Origin of the sequence: Streptococcus mitis (genome assembly GCF_026782865.1) — a bacterium.
In the GTDB taxonomy this organism is placed as follows: domain Bacteria; phylum Bacillota; class Bacilli; order Lactobacillales; family Streptococcaceae; genus Streptococcus; species Streptococcus mitis_CG.
In genome coordinates, this window is sequence record NZ_JAKUXK010000003.1 from 306,709 (window position 1) to 328,232 (window position 21,524).

Annotated in this window: 7 protein-coding genes; all 7 read left to right on the forward strand. The window is 38.5% G+C overall.

Annotation, left to right across the window (positions count from 1 at the left end; all coding sequences use genetic code 11):
- Positions 1-4 precede the first annotated feature (4 nt).
- Positions 5-1,420: a flippase gene (locus MK482_RS02155; RefSeq protein WP_268717842.1), complete on the forward strand. Its 1,416-nt coding sequence runs from the start codon at positions 5-7 to the stop codon at positions 1,418-1,420.
- 178 nt (positions 1,421-1,598) lie between these two features.
- A complete protein-coding gene (locus tag MK482_RS02160; protein ID WP_268717843.1) occupies positions 1,599-2,747 on the forward strand; it encodes a polysaccharide polymerase in 1,149 nt (382 codons plus the stop codon).
- Between the two features lie 143 nt (positions 2,748-2,890).
- Entirely contained in the window at positions 2,891-3,988 is a 1,098-nt protein-coding gene (gene glf / locus MK482_RS02165) for a UDP-galactopyranose mutase (protein ID WP_268717844.1), read from the forward strand.
- A 24-nt stretch (positions 3,989-4,012) separates the two neighbouring features.
- Positions 4,013-5,065, forward strand: a complete 1,053-nt coding sequence (locus MK482_RS02170) for a galactofuranosyltransferase (RefSeq protein ID WP_268717845.1) — start codon at positions 4,013-4,015, stop codon at positions 5,063-5,065.
- A gap of 240 nt (positions 5,066-5,305) precedes the next feature.
- Complete coding sequence (locus MK482_RS02175; protein ID WP_268717846.1) at positions 5,306-7,288, forward strand: peptide ABC transporter substrate-binding protein; 1,983 nt, start codon at positions 5,306-5,308, stop codon at positions 7,286-7,288.
- Between the two features lie 295 nt (positions 7,289-7,583).
- On the forward strand, positions 7,584-14,249 hold the full coding sequence (locus MK482_RS02180) for a SpGH101 family endo-alpha-N-acetylgalactosaminidase (protein WP_268717847.1): 6,666 nt from the start codon (positions 7,584-7,586) through the stop codon (positions 14,247-14,249).
- 142 nt (positions 14,250-14,391) lie between these two features.
- The coding region (locus MK482_RS02185) for a beta-N-acetylglucosaminidase domain-containing protein (RefSeq protein ID WP_268717848.1) at positions 14,392-21,524 on the forward strand (7,133 nt) is incomplete at its 3' end.

The window sequence follows — 21,524 nt, forward strand, 5'->3', positions numbered from 1 at the left end:
AGTCATGAAAGTTTTGAAGAACTATGCTTACAATCTCTCATATCAATTATTGGTGATTATTCTTCCGATTATCACAACACCTTATGTTACTAGGGTTTTTAGCTCAAATGATTTAGGGACTTATGGATATTTCAACTCAATTGTTACCTACTTTATTCTCTTAGCGACTTTAGGAGTTGCTAATTATGGGACAAAAGAAATTTCAAGTCATCGGAAGGATATTCGAAAAAACTTTTGGGGTATCTATACCTTGCAGTTTGGTGCAACATGCTTATCAATTTTATTATATATAATTTTGTGCTTTGCGTTTTCATTTATGCAGAATCCAGTAGCGTATATTTTAGGCTTAAGTTTATTATCTAAGGGAATGGATATTTCTTGGCTTTTTCAAGGCTTGGAGGATTTTCGTAAGATAACAGTTAGAAATATAACTGTTAAACTGGTGGGAGTTGTTTCAATATTTTTATTTATCAAAACCTCAGGTGATTTATATCTATATGTTTCCTTGTTGACAATATTTGAATTATTAGGCCAGTTAAGTATGTGGTTTCCAGCTCGTGAATTTATTGGCAAGCCTCACTTGGATTTATGTTATGCAAAGAAACATCTTAAACCGGTAATTTTATTGTTTTTGCCTCAAATAGCAATTTCTTTGTATGTTACTTTAGATAGAACAATGCTCGGTGCTTTAGCATCAACTACTGATGTTGGTATTTATGATCAAGCTTTAAAATTGGTGAATATTTTACTCACTTTGGTAACTTCTCTGGGAAGTGTCATGCTTCCACGTGTTTCAAATCTTTTATCAAAAGGAAATAATGAAGCCGTGAATCGAATGCATCAGGTATCTTTTTTAATCTACAATTTGGTAATTTTTCCAATTATTGCAGGCATGCTAGTTGTTAATAATGATTTTGTAAAATTTTTCTTGGGCAATGACTTCCAAGATGCTAGGTATGCAATAGCAATCATGATTTTTAGAATGTTTTTTATTGGGTGGACGAATATTATGGGAATCCAAATTTTGATACCTCATAATAAAAATAAAGAATTTATGACTTCAACTACGGTTCCAGCAATTATTAGTGTGGGATTAAATCTGATCTTACTACCTAAATTTGGCTATATTGGTGCATCAGTTGTATCGGTATTGACGGAAGCCTTAGTATGGTTCATTCAATTATATTTTACAAGAGAATATCTGAGAGAAGTGCCAATTTTTACTTCAATGATTAAAATACTTTCAGCGTCTATTCTTATGTATTTTGCTCTTTCATTGTTAAAGACTGGTATGCATTTTGCACCGTTGCTTAATGTTGTTATATGTGCAATCATAGGGGGAATACTTTATATTCTGCAAATCTTATTATTTAGAGTAGTTAGTCTAAAAGAGTTAAAAGAGCAATTATTCAATAAGTAAAATGGTAAGAATATCACTATAAATTAATTAAATAATTTTATAGATGAGAGTTTTTTTAGATAATATTGTAAAGTGTTAAAAGTTTAGGAAAGTGAGGAAGAGAGATTGTAGATGAGCTAAAATTCCTATGATTTAAAATAATTATTTTAGTTTATTCTATATTATTCTTTATCAAAAAATGAAAAAAATAAATATTGAAAACCTACTGGTTAACATTGTTGTAGCGATAGTGGTATTTTTTAATGCTATATCTACAACAATGTTGGATAGGACTTTTTTTCAAGTCAAAGCAAATTATCTGTTTGTAGTTTTATTGCTTTTAGGACTTCGATTTTTGTATAAAATGAGGATTTCTTACAAATATCTGGTATTATCTATCTTACTTCTTTTAACAGGAATTGTAGTATATTTACAAACTGGTAGGCTTAATTTTTTTGTCTATTCGACATTACTAGTTTTTTTAGTTAATGTTGATATGAAAGTAATTTTGAAAAATTATATTTTTATCTCTAGTATAGTATTGATAGTTGTATTTATATTATCACTTTTAGGAATAGTCCCAAATTTACAATATAATCGAGGGGGAGTGATTAGAAATTCCTTCGGCTTTATTTATCCGACCGATTTTGCTTCCCATTGTTTCTATTTATTTATAGCTTATTCTTATTTATTAAAAGATAGATTGATTTGGATGAGATCAATAGTGGGACTTTTACTAGCTGCATTTGTTATTAAATATTGTGACGCACGCTTAAATGCATTCTCTATTTTATTAGCAACAGTTATCTTTATATATTTTTATATTGTCGGAGAAAAGAAACTTCGTATCTATGCAATTCTCCCATATTCAGTACTGATTTTTTCATCATTAATAATGTATTTATCCTATACGTTTTCTTGGAGTTCACCTTTTCTGGTTTTAATTAATAAATTAATTACGGGTAGGTTAGCGTTAGGAAGAAATGCATTTAGTTCTTTTAATTTAAATTTATTTGGTACGAGAGAAGTTTTGTTTATTGGTTCTGGTGGAAAGACGGAAGCTGTAATTGGATATAACTATGTAGATTCCTCTTACGTCCAGATGCTGTTTACATATGGTATTGTTCCCGTAGTGTTACTAATTATTATTTATATCATTTCAGCGAAAGAGCAGTATAGAAAAGGTCAATATTTATATGTGGCAGTTCTTTCTATAATTGCTTTGAACTGTATGATTGAAGCATTTTGGTTTGTGCCTTCATACAATATTTTTATGTTTATGTTGTTTTCAACAAATACTTTTGATAGGCTTAAACTAAATGATAATTTTTTACAGATTACTGCTTAGGAATTCTTCCTATACAGTGGGTAGATTATTTTAAATGCTACAATAGTTTTGATTTATCAATTTTGGTGTTCTAGAATCAAAATTTAGTGAGAAGAATTAGTGATTAAAAAAGGAACTTTATTGTTTAATAATGGAGATTTAATATGTATGATTATCTAATCGTTGGTGCTGGTTTGTCTGGAGCAATTTTTGCTTATGAAGCAACCAAGCGTGGAAAGAAAGTAAAAGTGATTGATAAACGTGACCACATTGGTGGGAACATCTATTGTGAGAATGTAGAAGGTGTTAATGTTCATAAATATGGTGCACATATCTTCCATACTTCTAATAAGAAAGTCTGGGATTATATTAATCAATTTGCTGAATTTAACAACTATATCAACTCGCCTGTAGCTAATTACAAGGGTAGCCTTTATAATCTACCTTTCAATATGAATACTTTCTATGCTATGTGGGGGACAAAAACTCCTCAAGAAGTTAAAGATAAGATTGCTGAGCAAACGGCTCACATGAAGGACGTTGAACCTAAGAACTTGGAAGAACAGGCTATCAAGTTGATCGGTCCAGATATTTATGAAAAATTGATCAAGGGCTATACTGAAAAGCAATGGGGACGTTCTGCGACTGACCTTCCACCCTTTATCATCAAACGTCTACCAGTTCGTTTGACTTTTGATAATAACTACTTCAATGACCGTTACCAAGGTATTCCAATTGGGGGGTATAACGTTATCATCGAAAATATGCTGAAGGATGTGGAAGTAGAACTTGGAGTTGACTTTTTTGCCAATCGTCAAGAATTAGAAGCTTCTGCTGAAAAAGTTGTCTTTACAGGGATGATTGACCAATACTTCGATTATAAACATGGTGAGTTAGAATACCGTAGTCTTAGTTTTGAGCATGAAGTTTTAGATGAAGAAAACTATCAAGGAAATGCAGTTGTTAATTATACAGAACGAGAAATTCCTTATACTCGTATTATTGAGCATAAACACTTTGAGTATGGTACTCAGGACAAGACCGTTATTACTCGTGAATACCCAGCTGATTGGAAACGTGGAGATGAACCTTATTATCCAATCAATGATGAGAGAAACAATGCTATGTTTGCTAAATATCAAGAAGAAGCAGCACAGAATGATAAGGTCATTTTCTGCGGACGTTTGGCTGATTATAAATACTACGACATGCATGTGGTCATTGAACGTGCCCTAAATGTGGTAGAAGAAGAGTTTAAATAAGATAACGAAGGATAAAATTGATAGATGAAATATTATCTAAAAGAAGAATTTCTGAAGGATTCTGGTGCACGAAATGCAGGGAATAAGGCTAGAAACGATGTTGAAGAAATAGTAGTTCGTGAGGGCTATAGTCCTTTGTTATTGATGGTAGATGATTGGTATCAAATGGGGACTATTAAGGCTCAACGACACAAGGCTAAAGCCCTATCCAAAGCTATCTCTAAGTTGAAGGAAGGGGATGAGCTGCTTATTCAATTTCCTATGCTTCATCATAGTTTCTTTACGACTCATTTAGTCAAAAGAATGCAAGGTAAAGGAGTGAAGGTTCACTTTATTATCCATGATTTAGAAGTTTTGCGCTATGCTAATTTGGATACAGTACCCTTGAAGCATAAAATTCGTGTCCATCTTCAAGAGTCAAGTCTTTTGAAACAAGCTGATGGTCTTATTGCTCATAATCCAGTTATGAAATCAGTGCTTGTGGAGAAGGGAATTTCTGAGAAGAAAATAGTTAGTTTAGGCATTTTTGACTATCTGATTCCGAATTATCAGGACAAAGAAGGTTTATCGAAGGAAGGGGCTGTTATTGTAGCTGGAAATTTGGCCCAAGAAAAAGCAGGTTACTTATATGAGTTGCCTGCAAGACCAGCATATAACCTCTATGGTGTTGGTTTTGATGAGGCTAGGAAGCTATCCAATGAAACCTATTTTGGTTCATTTCTTCCAGATGAACTACCGTCAGCGTTAGAAGGAAGCTTTGGTTTAGTCTGGGATGGTGATAGTTCTAAAACTTGTAGCGGAGTGTTTGGTGAGTATTTGAGATACAATAATTCTCACAAGGCTTCTCTTTATTTGGCTTCTGGTTTTCCTATTATTGTTTGGAAGCAATCTGCTTTGGCTAATTTCGTCTTAGAAAAAGAGTGTGGAATTAGTGTTGAGAGTTTACTTGACTTGAAAGAAGTATTGGACAATTTGTCTCAAGAAGAGTATCAGAATTTGGTCAAAAATGCTAAGTCTGTAGGTCAAAAAATTCGTGAGGGCTCTTATCTTCTTTCTGCATTGCAATCCTTAAATTAATGAATCTAAAAGTGATTTAAATAGATAGGTGAGGGAATTATTGGATTCCCTCTTTTCTTATATCAAGAGAGTTTTAAGTAGGGAATTAAAGAACTATATTCTGAAACTTATCATTCTTTTAATTCATTTTAAGATATTTTTTCAGAATATATCTAATTAATTCAAAAATTCTGAAAATTCTGTTGACATGTTTGTGAAAAGAGGCTATAATGGATAGAAAGTTTTTAAAGGAGAAAAGTGATGAAAAGTTCAAAAATTCTTGCCCTTGCGGGTGTTACGTTATTGGCAACTGGTGTTTTAGCTGCTTGCTCAGGATCAGGATCGGGTGCTAAAGGTGAGAAGACATTCTCATACATTTATGAAACAGATCCAGATAACCTGAACTACTTGACAACTGGTAAAGCTGCAACAGCAAATATCACTAGCAACGTAGTGGATGGTTTGTTAGAAAATGATCGTTACGGTAATTTTGTGCCATCAATGGCCGAAGATTGGTCAGTATCTAAAGATGGTCTGACTTACACCTACACGATTCGTAAGGATGCAAAATGGTACACATCTGAAGGTGAAGAATATGCTGCAGTTAAAGCACAAGATTTTGTTACGGGGTTGAAATATGCAGCTGATAAAAAATCAGATGGTCTTTACCTTGTGCAAGAGTCAATTAAAGGCTTGGATGCTTATGTGAAAGGTGAAATCAAAGATTTCTCACAAGTCGGAATCAAGGCTCTTGATGATCAAACAATTCAGTACACCTTGAATAAACCAGAAAGTTTTTGGAATTCTAAGACAACAATGGGAGTGATGGCTCCAGTTAATGAAGAGTTCTTAAACTCTAAGGGAGACGATTTTGGGAAAGGGACAGATCCAAGTAGTATTCTCTACAATGGTCCATTCTTGCTCAAATCTATTGTAGCTAAATCTTCTGTTGAATTTGCTAAAAATCCAAACTACTGGGATAAGGACAATGTCCATATTGATAAGGTCAAATTATCATTCTGGGATGGACAAGATACCAACAAACCGACTGAAGCCTTCAAGGATGGAAGCTTCACCATGGCCCGTCTCTTCCCAACGAGTGCTAGCTATCCAGAGACTGAGAAATCATTTAAAGATAACATTGTTTATACCCAACAGGATTCTACTACTTACTTGGTAGGTACTAACATTGATCGTCAGTCATATAAATTTACATCTAAGACTACAGATGAACAGAAGACATCAACTAAGAAAGCACTTCTTAACAAAGACTTCCGTCAAGCACTTGCATTTGGTTTTGACAGAACAGCCTATGCTTCACAGGTCAATGGTGCGAGTGGGGCAACTAAACTTCTTCGTAACTTGTTTGTACCTCCTACATTTGTACAAGCAGATGGAAAAAACTTTGGTGAGTTAGTAAAAGAAAAATTGGTAACTTACGGAGATGAGTGGAGTAATGTTAACTTAGCAGATGCTCAAGACGGTCTGTACAATCCTGAAAAAGCTAAAGCAGAATTTGCTAAGGCTAAGACTGCTCTTCAGGCAGAAGGAGTACAGTTCCCAATTCATTTGGACATGCCTGTTGATCAAACTAACACAACAAAAGTTCAACGTGTTCAATCTTTCAAACAATCAGTTGAAGCAACTTTGGGAACAGAAAATGTTGTTGTGGATATTCAACAACTTCAAAAAGACGATGTCTTCAACATTACTTACTTTGCTGAAACAGCTGCTGGCGAAGATTGGGATATCTCAGATAACGTTGGTTGGTCTCCAGACTTTGCAGACCCATCTACTTACCTTGATATCATCAAGCCATCTGTTGGAGAAAATACTAAGACTTATCTAGGATTTGATTCTGGAACTAACAATGCTGCTGCTAAGAAAGTTGGTTTGGAAGATTATGAAAAGATGGTTGTAGAAGCTGGTGAAGAAGTTAGCAACGTTTCAAAACGTTATGAAAAATATGCTGCTGCCCAAGCTTGGTTGACAGATAGTGCATTGATCATTCCAACAACATCACAGACAGGTCGTCCAATGTTGTCTAAGATGGTACCATTCACACTTCCATTTGCTTATTCTGGAAACAAAGGAACAAGTGAAGCTCTCTTGTACAAATATCTAGAAATTCAGGATAAAGCTGTGACAGTTGATGAGTATCAAAAAGCTCAAGAAAAATGGATGAAAGAAAAAGAAGAGTCTAATAAAAAAGCTCAAGAAGAACTCGCAAAACATGTGAAGTAGATTTTAAACATCTATAGAAACAGAGTGATAGAGGATTTGGCATTCGATAGGAATGCTAAATCCTTTTTATTCTATGATAACTCCCTCTAAATGGCAGAGTATGGTTTTGCCAAAATTAAGAAAAAATTAGCAATTTTCCTAGATTTTCTATTGCTTTATCCGCCAATATTTGTTATATTAAAAGTGCAATTATTTTTTATAAACGTTAAGCATTGCACTTTTCAGATAGAAAGGAGTATTTTTCGAACAAGAAATGTAAACGCTTACGAAAGTTGATGAAAGGAATTAGGGGTTAATGGATAAACGATTTTTTGAAAAACGCTGTACATACAGTATTCGTAAATTTGCACTAGGTGCTGCTTCAGTTATGATTGGAGCTAGTTTTTTTGCTACTGCTCCAGTAATGGCTAACACACCAACAGTTGGCTCAACAGATAATTTGCCAAGTGAACTGGCTGATTTGGATAAAAAAGCGAGCGATAATGGACGAGAGTTCAATAAGGAAGTTGCAGCAGCAAATCCAGGTTCTGCTGAAACAACAGACGGACCAAAAACTGAAGAAGAGTTATTAGCTCTTGAAAAGAAAAACAAAGAAACTACTGACAAGTTGCCGAAAGAATTGGAAGGCAAAGTTGAAAAAGCCACTGATAATGGTAAAGAGGTAAATAAAGACCAATTAGCACAAGATACTGGTAGTCTAGTTCCTGAAGATGTTGCCAAAACAAAAAATGGAGAATTGAACTATGGCGCTACTGTTAAGATTAAGACTCCATCAGGAGAAGGTAGTGGTATTGTCATTGGTAAGGATCTTGTTTTGACTGTTTCTCACAACTTTATCAAGGATCAACAAGATGGAAATATTCGTAAGGTTGTGGATAATGATAAAGGGGATGGCGATATTTTTAGTATATCCTACCCTGGTTTAGATGATGTAAAATTTAGTAAAAAAGATGTGATTCACTGGGATCGGGATGGCTATCTAAAGGGTTACAAGAACGATTTGGCTCTTGTAAGATTGCGTACAGTTCTTGAAAATGCTCCTGTAGAAGTTACTGAAAAGCCAGTTGTTAAGAAAGTTGGGGATAAAGTCAATATGTTTGGCTATCCTGCTGGTAAGTTGGCGCCAGTTATTAACACTGCTGTGGATTTTGCTGAATCTTATGGTGAAGGTGTTCAAGGAGTTGGCTATCAAGGTGGACAACCAGGTGCTAGCGGTGGCGGTATCTTTGACACGGATGGTAAATTGATTGGTGTTCATCAAAATGGTGTGGTTGGAGTCCGTAGCGGAGGAATCCTTTTCTCTCCAGCTCAATTAAAATGGATCCAAGATCATATTAAGGGAATCTCTAGTTCAAAACCAGCGAATTTAGAGGAAACTGAAAAACCAGTTGAAGAAAAGCCAAAAGAAGATAAGCCGAAAGAAGAAAAACCAGCGACAGCTAAGCCAGAGACACCAAAGGAAGTCACTCCTGAATGGCAAACTGTAGCAAGAAAAGAACAACAAGGGACTGTAGCCATTCGTGAGGAAAATGGTGTTCGTTACAATAAGTTGTCTTCAACAGATCAAAATGACAATGCCAGCAAACCAGCCTTGTTTGAAAAACAAGGATTGACTGTGGATGCAAATGGTAATGCGAATGTGGATCTCACTTTCAAAGAAGAATCTGAAACAGGCAAATCACGTTTTGGTGTCTTCTTGAAATTTAAAGATACAAATAATAATGTCTTTGTTGGATATGATAAATCAGGTTGGTTCTGGGAATACAAGACACCAGGTAATAGCACATGGTATCAGGGTGGTCGTGTTGCAGCTCCAGTAAATGGCTCAGTGAATCATCTGACTATTAGCCTAAAATCAGATGGTCAGCTAAATGCAACAAATAATGATGTAAAACTTTTTGATACAGTTACTTTACCAGCTGCTGTTAATGAAAATCTTAAAAATGAAAAGAAAATCTTACTTAAAGCTGGTACATATGGTACTGAAAAGACAGTTGTAAATATTAAGACTGACAATCAGGATGGAGTTCAAACTACTGAAGCCACTGCTGAAAAAGAAACTGGTGCGGTGGTAGATGATAGTAAAGTGACTTATGATACCATCCAATCTAAAGTCCTAAAAGCAGTGATTGACCAAGCTTTTCCACGTGTCAAGGAATATACGCTGAATGGCCATATTTTACCTGGACAGGTTCAACAACTTAAGAAAATCTTAGTAAACAATCACGAAATTACACCTGAAGTCACCTATAAGAAGATCAATGATACTACTGCAGAGTACTTGATGAAGCTTCGTGATGAGAAGAATTTCATCAATTCAGATATGACCGTACGTTTGCAAGTTGTGGATAATCAATTGCACTTTGATGTAACCAAGATTGTCAACCATAACCAAGTTACTCCAGGTCAGAAGATTGATGATGAAAGAAAACTTCTCTCCTCTATCAATTTCTTAGGGAACTCACTTGTGTCGGTTTCAAGCGACCAAGCTGGAGCTAAGTTTGATGGGGCAACCATGTCAAACAACACTCATATCAGTGGAGATGATCATATTGCTGTAACCAATCCAATGAAGGACTTGGCTAAGGGTTATATGTATGGATTTGTTTCTACGGATAAACTTGCTGCAGGTGTTTGGAGCAACTCTCAAAACAGCTACGGTGGTGGTTCGAATGACTGGACTCGTTTGACAGCTTTCAAACAAACTGTTGGAAATACAAACTATGTGGGAATTCAAAGCTCTGAATGGCAATGGGAAAAAGCATATAAGGGCATTGTCTTCCCAGAATATACTAAGGAACTTCCAAGTGCCAAGGTTGTGATCACTGAAGATGCCAATGCGGATAGTAAAGTCGACTGGCAGGATGGTGCCATTGCTTATCGTAGTATCATGAACAACCCTCAAGGTTGGGAAAAAGTCAAGGATATCACAGCATATCGTATCGCGATGAACTTTGGTTCTCAAGCACAAAACCCATTCCTTATGACCTTGGATGGTATTAAGAAGATCAATCTTCACACAGATGGTCTTGGACAGGGTGTTCTCCTTAAAGGTTACGGTAGTGAAGGTCATGACTCTGGACACTTGAACTATGCTGATATTGGTAAACGTATTGGTGGTGTCGAAGACTTCAAGGCTTTGATTGAGAAAGCGAAGAAATATGGAGCTCATCTAGGTATTCACGTTAACGCTTCTGAAACTTATCCTGAGTCTAAATATTTTAACGAAAATATTCTTCGTAAGAATCCAGATGGAAGCTACAGCTATGGTTGGAACTGGCTAGACCAAGGTATCAACATTGATGCTGCTTATGATTTGGCGCATGGACGCTTAGCTCGCTGGGAAGAATTGAAAAATAAACTTGGTGAAGGCCTTGACTTTATCTATGTGGACGTTTGGGGCAATGGGCAATCAGGTGATAATGGTGCCTGGGCTACCCACGTTCTTGCTAAAGAAATTAACAAACAAGGCTGGCGCTTTGCGATTGAGTGGGGCCATGGTGGTGAATACGACTCTACCTTCCAACACTGGGCAGCTGACTTGACCTATGGTGGCTACACTAATAAAGGTATCAACAGTGCTATCACACGCTTTATCCGTAACCACCAAAAAGATTCTTGGGTTGGGGATTACAGAAGTTACGGTGGTGCAGCTAACTATCCACTTCTAGGTGGTTACAGCATGAAAGACTTTGAAGGTTGGCAAGGAAGAAGTGACTACAATGGATATGTAACTAACTTGTTTGCTCATGATGTCATGACCAAGTACTTCCAACACTTCACTGTAAGCAAGTGGGAAAATGGTACACCTGTTACCATGTCTGATAACGGTAGCACTTATAAATGGACTCCAGAAATGCGAGTGGAATTGGTAGATGCTGATAATAACAAAGTTGTTGTGACTCGTAAGTCAAATGATGTCAATAGCCCGCAATACCGTGAACGTACAGTGACTCTCAATGGACGTGTCATCCAAGATGGTTCAGCTTACTTGACTCCTTGGAACTGGGATGCAAATGGTAAGAAACTTCCTGCTGATAAGGAAAAAATGTACTACTTCAATACGCAAGCTGGTGCAACAACTTGGACACTTCCTAGTGATTGGGCAAAGAGCAAGGTTTATCTTTACAAGCTAACTGACCAAGGTAAGACAGAAGAGCAAGAATTAACTGTGAAAGATGGTAAGATTACCCTTGATCTTACTGCAAATCAACCTTATGTGCTCTACCGTTCAAAACAAACCAATCCTGAAATGTCATGGAGTGAAGGTATGCATATCTATGACCAAGGATTTAACAGTGGAACTTTAAAACACTGGACTATTTCTGGTGATGCTTCTAAGGCAGAAATTGTCAAATCACAAGGCGCAAATGAAATGCTTCGTATCCAAGGCAATAAGAGCACAGTCAGCCTTACTCAGAAACTGACTGGCTTGAAACCAAATACTAAGTATGCTGTTTATGTTGGTGTTGATAACCGTAGTAATGCTAAGGCAAGTATCACAGTAAATACTGGTGAAAAAGAAGTGACTAGCTATACCAATAAGTCACTAGCTCTTAACTATGTTAAGGCCTATGCCCATAATACTCGTCGTGACAATGCTACAGTTGACGATACAAGTTACTTCCAGAACATGTATGCCTTCTTTACAACAGGTTCAGATGTATCAAATGTCACTCTTACTTTGAGTCGTGAAGCTGGTGATGAAGCAACTTACTTTGATGAAATTCGTACCTTTGAGAATAATTCAAGTATGTACGGAGATAATCATGATACAGGTAAAGGAACATTTAAACAAGACTTTGAAAATGTCGCACAAGGTATTTTCCCATTTGTAATTGGTGGTATCGAAGGAGTTGAGGATAATCGTACTCACTTATCTGAAAAACATAATCCATATACACAACGTGATTGGAATGGTAAGAAAGTCGATGATGTTATCGAAGGAAATTGGTCATTGAAGACAAATGGACTAGTTAGCCGTCGTAACTTGGTTTACCAAACAATTCCTCAAAACTTCCGTTTTGAAGCTGGTAAGACTTATCGTGTAACCTTTGAATATGAAGCAGGCTCTGACAATACCTACGCCTTTGTAGTCGGTAAGGGAGAATTCCAATCAGGACGTCGCGGTAATCAAGCAAGCAATTTAGAAATGCATGAATTGCCAAATACTTGGACAGATTCTAAGAAAGCTAAGAAGGTAACCTTCCTCGTAACAGGTGCAGAAACAGGCGATACTTGGGTAGGTATCTACTCAACTGGTAACGCAAGCAATACTCGTGGAGATTCTGGTGGAAATGCTAACTTCCGTGGTTACAATGACTTCATCATGGATAAACTTCAAATCGAGGAAATCACGTTAACTGGTAAGATGTTGACAGAAAATGCTCTGAAGAACTATTTGCCAACGGTTGCCATGACCAACTATACTAAGGAATCTATGGATGCCTTGAAGGAAGCTGTCTTTAACCTCAGTCAAGCAGATGATGACATTAGTGTAGAAGAAGCGCGTGCTGAGATTGCTAAGATTGACGCTCTGAAGAATGCCTTGGTACAAAAGAAAACAGCCTTGGTAGCAGAAGACTTTGAAACACTGAATGCTCCAGCGCAAGCGGGAGAAGATTTAGCAAATGCCTTTGATGGTAACTTATCAAGTCTATGGCATACATCTTGGAATGGTGGAGATGTTGGTAAACCTGCAACCATGGTCTTGAAAGAGGCGACAGAAATCACTGGATTCCGTTATGTGCCACGCGGATCAGGATCAAATGGTAATTTGCGAGATGTGAAATTGGTTGTGACAGATGAATCTGGTAAAGAACATACTTTCACTACAACTGATTGGCCAGATAACAATAAACCAAAAGATATTGACTTTGGTAAGACAATCAAAGCTAAGAAAATTGTTTTGACAGGTACTAAGACTTATGGAGACGGTGGTGATAAATATCAAGCCGCTGCTGAGTTGATCTTTAGTCGTCCACAGGTTGCAGAAACAGCTCTTGATTTGTCAGGTTATGAAACAGCTTTAGCGAAAGCTCAAAAATTGATCAGCAAAGAGAATCAAGAGGAGGTAGCAAGTGTAGTAGCTAGTATGAAATATGCTACGGATAACCATCTCTTGACTGAAAGAATGGTTGCCTACTTTGCAGAATATCTCAACCAACTACAAGATCAGGCTGCTAAACCAGATGCTCCTACAAGTAGCAAAGGTGAAGAGGTGGCACCGATTCTTGAAGTGCCTGAGTATAAAGGCTCGCTTGGAACAGCAGGTGAAGAAGTACCACCAATTCTTGAGTTACCTGAGTATAAAGGCCCAGTTGGAACAGAAGGTGAAGAAGCAGTTGTTAATGAAGTTCCAGAATACAAAGGCGGCGTCAATGCGGCAGAAGCAGCTGTCAATGAAGTTCCAGAATACAAAGATGGAGCCAATGCAGTAGAGGCCTTAGTTCATGAATTGCCAGAATATAAAGGCGGTGTGAATGCAGTAGAAGCAGCTGTCAATGAAGTTCCGGAATACAAAGGTGGAGCCAATGCGGTAGAAGCCTTAGTTCATGAATTGCCAGAATATAAAGGTGGCGCTAATGCAGTAGAAGCAGCTGTCAATGAAGTTCCAGAATACAAAGGTGGGGCGAATGCGGTAGAAGCCTTAGTTCATGAATTGTCAGAATATAAAGGCGGCGCTAATGCAGTAGAAGCTTTGGTAAACGAAAAGCCAGCCTACACAGGACTATTGGCTACAGCAGGCGATCAAGCAGCACCAACTATTGAAAAACCTGAGTATCAGATTAGTCAATTGGGCCAAGGAAAACTTGCAGAATCTAAAACTTCAGTTTCAACAGAAGATCAGAAGAGATTGCCAGAAACGGGAGAAAGCCAATCTGATACAGCTATCTTCCTAGCTAGCATCAGTCTTGCCTTATCTGCTGCTGTCCTTGCGACAAAACGTAAAGAAAATTAAAGAAGACTGGATTTTAGAGTTTACCGGAACTAGAATTCAGACAGAAATAACTTAGTTGGAGAGAACCTCTAGGTTCTCTCCATTTTTAAATGGGAAATGAGACCGCTTACTGTAATAAGTGGATGAAAGGAATAGGATAAAGATGGATAGACATTTTTTTGAAAGACGCTGTCACTATAGTATTCGAAAATTTGCAATTGGTGCAGCCTCTGTAATGATCGGTGCTAGTATCTTTGGTGCAAATGTAGTGCAGGCTGCTGAGACAGTTGGAACACCTGAGAAAGAAGGAACTATCACACAAGCTCAGCCCCTAGATAAGTTGCCGGACGATTTAGCGGCTGTTTTAAAGAAAGCTGAATCAGAAGCAACGGCAGATGCAGGACATGAAGAAAATCATGAAAATACTGCAGGAACAAGTCCTGCAGCAACTGAAGAAACAAGCCCAGCAACAACTCCAACAGCTCCCAAACCAGCTGAGACTCTGAAGCCGGTTGAAACACCAAAAGCAGATTCTAAACCTGTAGAACCAGCTACACCTACAATCAAACCAGTTGAAAAGCAAATTGAAGATAGAGAAGATCGTAACCACTTAGAAGGTGTAACTGTTCAAGTAAACGACTCAGAAACTGGTACTCCTTATACTGCTGACAAGGCAGTGGACGGTAATCCTGATACTCGTTGGGCAACAAATCAAAATATTGACAAACCAACTTTCGAATTAACTCTTCCCAAGACTACACTTATTAGACATGTGGAAATTGATTGGGATCGTCGTGTTCGTAATGGGCAAAATGACCCTAATATCAAATCATGGAGCCTCTACTATGCAGGTCAAGATGATGTAAGTGCTAGTGGAGAAAAACAATGGAAGCTCGCTCATACCAAGACTGGAGAACCTGTTTTAGATGAGAAAGTTGACTTAGCCAATAGTATTCAAGCTAAATATCTCAAGTTAGAAATCAATGACTATCAAGCGGGCACAATGGGTTGGAGAAATGTTGGTATTCAAGAAATTCGAGCTTATTCGAATATTCCTGATACAAGTAAGGTAACGGATATCCGTCAGGTTACAGAATTGACTATAGCTAAAGACGGACAGTCTCTTGTCTTGCCAACTCTACCAGGAAAAGTCAGTCTTATCGGTAGCAACAAACAAGGTGTGATTGACCTTCAAAATCACATTTATAAGCCTCTGACTGATCAACGCGTTAAGGTTATGGTAGAGCAAATTAAAGATTCACATACCTTTACTAAAGAATTTGAAGTAGTCATCAAGGGGCTACATCAGGACGAAGGTGTGGGTGTCAAACCAAAAGTAGCACCAGCTGTTCAACAATGGTATGGAAAAGAAGGTCAATCTTCTATCACTTCAGATACAGTTCTTGCTACGGGTGATTCAGGCTTTGAACAAGCAGCAACCTTCTACCAGTCAGACCTTGCAAGTCGTGGATTGGAACTTGCGACAGGTGACAAGCAGGCTCAAAAACGAATCGAGTTTAAAAAAGTTGAAAATAAGGGGTATGGTAAGGAAGGCTATGGCATCACTATCCAAGATGGTGTCATTACCATCGAAGCTGCAACGAACACAGGGGCCTTCTATGCTACTCGTACTCTTCTTCAAATGGGGGAAAGCAATCTCCAAAATGGAGAAATCCGTGATTTCCCAAGCTTTAGTCACCGTGGCTTTATGCTAGATACAGGTCGTAAATTTATTCCTTATGATACCCTTGTAGACATCATGCTCAACATGGCTTACTACAAGATGAACGACTTGCAGTTACACCTTAACGATAACTATATCTTCCTAAAGGAACACTTGGCAGGTAAGAACTTAACACAAGCAGAAGAGCTTAAGTATGTTCTAGAACATGCTAAGACAGGTTTCCGTGTAGAGACAGATATTATCGGTAAGAATGGTCAAAAATTAACATCAGATGAGCACTATACTAAAGAAGAGATGCAAAATCTGATTAAACTTGCTAAGGCCTTGCATATCAATCTAGTACCTGAAATTGACACACCAGGTCATGCTCTGTCATTTGTCAAAGTTCGTCCAGACCTCATGTATCAAGGTAGCCTGAGCGATTACAGAGGTAAACATAACGTAGAGCGCGTAGCTATGCTCGATCTAGATAATAAATACGATGAAACGCTGGCTTTTGTCAAATCAGTTTATGACAAACTTCTTGATGGTCCAGATGCACCACTTCATGGGGTATCTACTGTTCATATCGGAACGGATGAATACTACGGAAGTAGAGAAAGCTATCGTCGTTATGTCAATGACCTTATTAAATACATTAAAGGGAAAGGCTATACACCTCGTATTTGGGGGTCGCTCAGTGCGAAACGAGGTAAAACAGCGGTTGATTGGAAAGATGTAGAAGTTGATATCTGGAGTATTGGCTGGCAGCAACCAAAAGAAGCTATTGCTCAGGGAGCTAAGATTATTAATATCACAGATATCCCAACATATAGCGTTCCGAATGGAGATAATCGTCGAGCTGCTTATGGTGATTATGCTAACTATGAAACTCAATATAATGGTTGGACACCAAACGATTTCAGAACTGGTCATGGTCCACTTCTAGAAGCATCAAATCCAAATGTAATTGGTGGTGGCCACGCAGTTTGGAATGACAATATTGATCTTCATGAGACAGGTTTGACATCTTATGATATCTTTAAACGCTTCTTCAAGAGCATGCAAACTACTGCAGAACGCACTTGGGGATCTGACCGTGCGGCAGCGACATTTGCAGAACGTATCCTACCAGCGAGCCCTTATGCGCCACAGTCAAATCCTGACAGAGCGATTGATCAAAGTGACTTGTTTACTATCAATCCTGAAACAGTGAAAAACTATGCAAGTAAGAAAGTAAAAGCATCTGATCAAGGCTTAGCATTTGACAAAGACAGTAGTATTGAAGGATTAGCTGGTGATGTTGGTCCAAGTCATGTCTTGAAGTTTGATGTAACTGTCACTGGAGACGGTGAACAAACCTTCTCAACAAGTGGAGACAACCGTATCTATCTAGCTGATAAAGACGGCTATCTTGCTTATCAATTTGAACAGTTCCATATCCAGTTCAAGAAAAAACTTGAAAAGAACAAACGTTATCAAATCTCTATTGTGACTAAACCACAATCAACGGAATTTTATGTGGATGGTGAGAAGATTGAACGTATCGCAAATCCAGCTCACCCTCGCTTTGCTCACAATAGCTTGGTTCTACCTCTTGAAAGTATCGGTGGTTTCAAAGGAATTTTACATAGTGCAGAGTTGACAGATAAACCATTTGTAAATCCTCGTTTGATTCCAACAGAACATTTCACAGTTTCTGCAACTAGTCAAGAAACACCAGGAACAGCGACTGAAGGCACTGTTGACAAAGCCTTTGACAATGATCCAAATACCTTCTGGCATACTAAATGGACTGGTGATACTGCTCCGTACACTCTTTCTATGAACTTGAAAGAAGCAGAAAAAGTCAATGGTTTGACTTATCTCCCACGTCCAGGTGGTGGAAATGGAGTCGTGACTCGCTACGAGATCTATACACAAAAAGATGGCCAAATGGTCAAGGTTTCAGAAGGAAACTGGGACAACAATACCCAAGAAAAAACAGTCAACTTTGCTCCTGTTCAGACTAACAAGATTGAGTTGAAAGTTCTAGCAGGTGTTGGGGGCTTTGCAAGTGCAGCTGAAGTTCATCTATTGAAACCTATCAAAGAGGGACAAGAAACACCAGAACCAGAACAACCATCTACACCTGAAACTCCAAAAGTCGAGCAAACAGGTGATGGAACAGTTGAACTAGCGGATCAATTCACAGCAAGTAAACCAGCTAGCGAAGATAGTATTGCAGCAACCAGCAAGAGCGCAGACTATCTCAAGAAAGAGTACAAGGTCTTCCCAACTCCACAAAAAGTGACTTATGGAGAAGGAGTAACAGCTCTTCGTAAGCAAGTCAATCTGGTAATGGGAGATCAACTCGATGTCTATACTCGTAATCGCTTGAAGAGTGTCTTGCAGGACAATCAAGTATCCTACACTACTAGTCAATCAGCAGTTGCTGGCGCAACTAATATCTATCTTGGAGTGCATGGACGAGGCTCACAAGCAGAACAAAACTTGTCCAAGGTTTCAGCAGGTCTCTTTGATAAAATTGATGCCTATGCTTTGACCATCAAGGACAATTCAATTTCCATCGTCGGAAAAGACACAGATGCGGTATTCTATGGTTTGACAACTTTGAAACACATGCTCAAGGAAAGTCAAGTTCCAGTTCTTCGCAATGTGACAGTAGAAGATTACGCTGAAATCAAGAACCGTGGTTTCATCGAAGGTTACTATGGAAATCCATGGTCTAATGCAGATCGTGCTGAACTCATGCGTTTTGGTGGCGATTTGAAATTGACCCAATACTTCTTCGCACCAAAAGATGATCCATACCACAACAAGAAATGGCGTGAACTTTACCCAGAAGAAAAACTAGCTGAAATTCGTGAACTTGCTCGCGTCGGAAATCAAAGTAAAACTCGCTATGTTTGGACCATCCATCCATTCATGAACAACCGTATCCGCTTTGGTAATGAAGCGCATTACCAAGAAGACTTGGCAACCATCAAGGCTAAATTTACTCAGTTGATGAAAGTGGGCGTCCGTGAATTTGGTATTCTAGCCGATGATGCACCAAGCCCAGTTGGAGGCTACAATAGCTACAACCGCTTGATGCAGGATATGACCAACTGGTTGACAGAAATGCAAGGAACTTATAGCGGTCTTCGCAAAGAAATGATCTTTGTTCCAGGTCAGTATTGGGGTAATGGGCGTGAAGCAGAGTTGAAATCTCTAAATGAAAATCTCCCAAGTTCAACATCTATGACCTTGACGGGTGGTAAGATTTGGGGTGAAGTTTCTGAAGGTTTCTTATCAACTCTCAAGAACAATCTAACTGTAGGTGGTAAAACTTACCGTCCAGTATCACTTTGGGTGAACTGGCCAGTTACAGATAACTCTAAACAACACTTGATTCTAGGTGGTGGTGAGAAATTCCTTCATCCGAATGTAGATCCAAGCTTGCTATCCGGTATTATGTTGAACCCAATGCAACAGTCTGAACCATCTAAGATTGCCCTCTTTGCTGGAGCTCAATATACATGGAAACAGTGGAAATCAGAAGAAGAGGCTAAGAAACTCAATGACGTTGCCTTCAACTTTGTTGAAAATGGTCATTTTGAAGATAGCAAGGTATCAGCAGCCTTCCGCGAACTTGGTAAGCATATGATCAACCAAAACATGGACGGTCGTGTAGTAAAACTTGAAGAATCAGTTGAATTGGCTCCAAAATTGACAGACTTCATGACTAAGCTCAAAGCGGGTCAAGATGTAACTGCAGAACGTGCAACCTTGCGTGCAGAATTTGCCAAGATTAAAGAAGCAGCTGAACTTTATAAAGCATCAGGTGATCAAAAAATGGTTGCACAGATCCACTATTGGTTGGATAATGCAATCGACCAAATGAATGCCCTTGATGCCTTCCTAACAGGAACAGAGGCTATGACTACAAATGATGCAGCCAAACTTTGGGACAGCTACTATAAAGGTTTGAAATTGTATGAACAGTCTCAAACTCATACCTTCCATTATGTAGACCATCTTGAAAAGGCTGAATTGGGGGTTCAACATATCCGTCCATTTATCCTATCCTTGAAAGAAGTTCTAGCGTCTGAAGTTCAAAAAGTCTTGCACCCTGACCAAATCATCAGCACCTTTATTACCAATCGAACAGGTGTAGAAGGTGGTTTGGCAGAAGTAACGGACGGTGACTTGGCAACTCATGCCTTGATTAAATCACCAAATAGTATCAAGACAGGTGATTATATTGGTATGAAGTTCAACAAACCGGTAGATATCCAAACCTTGACCTTTGCTATGGGAACTCAGGCAAATCCACGTGATACATTTAGCAAGGCTGAAGTTCAGTATTTGGATGAAAATGATAACTGGATAAGTTTGAAAGAACCAACTTATGTTGGTAATGAGTCACTTGTTCAGTTTGAGAATCTTAACATCAAAGCTAAAGCAGTACGTATGATTGCTACAGAAGATCGTGATGACACCTGGTTTGCAGTTCGCGAGATTGCAGTAAATCGTCCAGTTGAAAAAGCACGTGGCCAACAAGCGACGACAGTTAGTCTTAGCTCAAACTTAGTTTACAAACTAAATACCTCAGCCCGTCAAATCACTGATGGCAAGGACAATACAGAAGCCATGATGGCAAATGCTGACGGTAGCAATACGACTCCAGTAGATGCCTGGGTACAGCTTGACCTCGGTGAAATCAAGTCAGTGACTAAAGTTCGTCTTCGCCAAGGAACTGGCGATAAACTTGCCGCAGGTGTACTTGAGTACTCTACAGATGGATCTGCATGGCAAGAGTTAGATCGCCTATCAGGAGAACAAACTAAGGAAGTGACTAGAGCTATCAATGCTCGTTACATCCGAGTACGCAATACCAAGGCAAGTGACATTTGGTGGCGTATCCAAGACTTCTCTGTTGAGACACGTTCTGGAAATAGCGACTTAACAGACACAAACGTGGATGCCTTGAAGGAAACACCAGTATTTGATAGCCTTGGTCGTTATGAACTTCAGATTCCAGCTGGAACTAAACTTCCTGCGAATAGTTATCTAGGTATGAAGCTTGACCGAATCCATCAAGTCAAGAGCATCCAGCTCCAAGGTCAAACCAACCCAGCTCTTAGCCTTGAGTACTCTGCAAATGCTCAAGAATGGACACCAGCTAGCCAGTTGACAGACAGAACTGTCGCAACCCACTTGGTACGTTACGTTCGTCTTGTTAATAAAACAAATCAAGAACAAGACCTGCCATCAACTTCTCTCCTTGTAACGACTAAAGAAGTGCAACCAACCAAACTAGAATCTACAACTATGGGCATTCATCCAACATATGGAAGTAATGATGTTCGTAAGATTAATAACCTAGATCAATTGTTTGATGGTGTCTACAACAACTTCGTTGAGTTTTCAGACTATGCCCATAAAGATGGTCATGTAACCTTAAAACTTGGCAGCGAACGCACTATCAAGAAGATCAGAGCCTACATCCAAGACGGAACTCAAAACTATCTTCGTGATGGTAAAATTCAAGTCAGCCAAGACGGTAAAACTTGGACGGATGTTGTGACAGTAGGAGATGGTGTAGCCAATAGTCCACATGATGATTCATTGACAGATGGTTGGACACA

Coding starts and splice junctions, on each gene's coding strand:
- MK482_RS02155 (WP_268717842.1), top strand. CDS start 5: ATGAAAGTTTTGAAGAACTATGCTTACAATCTCTCATATCAATTATTG.
- MK482_RS02170 (WP_268717845.1), top strand. CDS start 4,013: ATGAAATATTATCTAAAAGAAGAATTTCTGAAGGATTCTGGTGCACGA.
- glf (WP_268717844.1), top strand. CDS start 2,891: ATGTATGATTATCTAATCGTTGGTGCTGGTTTGTCTGGAGCAATTTTT.
- MK482_RS02160 (WP_268717843.1), top strand. CDS start 1,599: ATGAAAAAAATAAATATTGAAAACCTACTGGTTAACATTGTTGTAGCG.
- MK482_RS02175 (WP_268717846.1), top strand. CDS start 5,306: ATGAAAAGTTCAAAAATTCTTGCCCTTGCGGGTGTTACGTTATTGGCA.
- MK482_RS02180 (WP_268717847.1), top strand. CDS start 7,584: ATGGATAAACGATTTTTTGAAAAACGCTGTACATACAGTATTCGTAAA.